The following is a 423-nucleotide window of genomic DNA, read 5'->3' on the forward strand; positions in this document are numbered from 1 at the left end:
TGGTGGGTCTGGTTGGATTCGAACCAACGACCCCCGCCTTATCAAGACGGTGCTCTAACCGACTGAGCTACAGACCCCTGAGTCTGTCTTGATTTACAGCCGATAAGCGTGAGCGCTCAACTTTGCGAGAAGCTCTGGAAAGGAGGTGATCCAGCCGCACCTTCCGATACGGCTACCTTGTTACGACTTCACCCCAGTCATGAATCCTACCGTGGTGACCGTCCTCCTTGCGGTTAGACTAGCCACTTCTGGTAAAACCCACTCCCATGGTGTGACGGGCGGTGTGTACAAGACCCGGGAACGTATTCACCGCGGCATGCTGATCCGCGATTACTAGCGATTCCAGCTTCATGCACTCGAGTTGCAGAGTGCAATCCGGACTACGATCGGTTTTCTGGGATTAGCTCCCCCTCGCGGGTTGGC

The 423-nt window shown here is 55.6% G+C and carries 1 tRNA gene and 1 rRNA gene; both read right to left on the bottom strand.

From position 1 onward, the window contains the following. Positions 1-77, bottom strand: a tRNA-Ile gene (locus ACV22Z_RS35800). 61 nt (positions 78-138) lie between these two features. After that, positions 139-423: ribosomal RNA gene (locus tag ACV22Z_RS35805) — 16S ribosomal RNA — on the bottom strand; the annotation flags it as partial.

The organism is Burkholderia sp. PU8-34 (assembly GCF_053427725.1).